This is a genomic window from Thiorhodococcus minor (assembly GCF_010820565.1).
Lineage (GTDB): Bacteria > Pseudomonadota > Gammaproteobacteria > Chromatiales > Chromatiaceae > Thiorhodococcus > Thiorhodococcus minor.
The window spans coordinates 1-1,119 of record NZ_JAAIJQ010000268.1 but is presented as its reverse complement, the minus strand read 5'-3'; the positions used below and the strand labels follow the sequence as shown (position 1 = coordinate 1,119).

The following is a 1,119-nucleotide window of genomic DNA, read 5'->3' as shown; positions in this document are numbered from 1 at the left end:
GCGCGCGTCACCGCGCGAGGTGATGTGATAGAGAGCGCCGAGAAATTCGAGTCTGAGCGGGCGAGCCATGGATCAAGACCTGACACCGTTCTTCTTTTGGGTCGGCGCTGAGGCAAGTGTTATGCGATCTTCGCCACCCGGTCTGCTACCTCTTCAGGAAGCGGAATTCTCAGAAAGATTTCGAGAGGAAACAAATAATCTTCACCCGACTCATCAATCACTCGGATTTGATTATGCCTTTCGGCCTCAAGGTCTGGTATAACCTCATAGAGTTTCTTTGTTTCTAATGAGGTTGGGTAGTCGCTATTGTCAGTGCAAATTGCGAATGCATGCATTTTCTTACTCTGTGCTGAGGTACCGCTTGATTTTGAACTCTCGCCTGCCGATCCCCGACGCTTCGTACCAATGTATCTCTGCTTCGAGTATTGTTCCGTCCCCGAGTTTCACCGTTGCGAAACCCTTTCTTTTTCTCCAGTGTCCCCTGCCGTGAGTCTTTCTTAGCCTTGCGATCTCTCGAATCCCCGAACCTTGCGCGAAAGTCTCAGGATCGCGAACTAGGCCGAGGATCTCGAAATCCATGGGCTATTCTCCCTGTTTGTGCTTTTTTGCATAACCAAGAACAGTGTCAGGTCTAACCAAGAACAGTGTCAGGTCTTGCCTTTTGCCTTTTCGGCTGCGCGAACGATCCGGCTGATCCGCGCGTAATGCAGACCAAAATGGTCGCCGATTTGCTTCAGGGTGTACCCGCCGCTGGCGTAAGCCGCTGCAATGGCCTGGTCTCGATCGGAGTACAGGTTGACATACTCGGCCAGCGGCTTGGCGGGTGGCCGACGCTGCGCGAGGGGGACTTCACTTAAGTCCCGATCCTTCGGCACGCGGCGGCAGCGCTCGCCAACGAAGGCGTCCGATCCGAGAAAGACCTGTTGCTTCAACTGCCCCCAAGGGCCGGGCTGGCCGATGCCCTCGGCGACGAAGAAGAACAGTGTCAGGTCTTGCCTTTTGCCTTTTCGGCTGCGCGAACGATCCGGCTGATCCGCGCGTAATGCAGACCAAAATAGTCGCCGATTTGCTTCAGGGTGTACCCGCCGCTGGCGTAAGCCGCTGCAATGGCCTGGTCTC

2 protein-coding genes and 1 pseudogene are annotated in these 1,119 nt (G+C 55.0%); all 3 read right to left on the bottom strand.

Going from position 1 to position 1,119, the window contains the following annotated elements:
* Positions 1 to 339 precede the first annotated feature (339 nt).
* Positions 340 to 579, bottom strand: coding sequence for a hypothetical protein (locus G3446_RS26870; protein ID WP_164456705.1), 240 nt, complete (start codon positions 577 to 579; stop codon positions 340 to 342).
* Positions 580 to 647: 68 nt separating this feature from the next.
* Positions 648 to 932 carry a hypothetical protein gene (locus G3446_RS26865; RefSeq protein ID WP_245232842.1) on the bottom strand — a complete coding sequence of 95 codons (285 nt, stop codon included), beginning with the start codon at positions 930 to 932 and terminating at the stop codon, positions 648 to 650.
* Positions 933 to 985: 53 nt separating this feature from the next.
* Positions 986 to 1,119 (bottom strand): annotated as a pseudogene (locus G3446_RS28535) (addiction module toxin RelE); the annotation flags it as partial.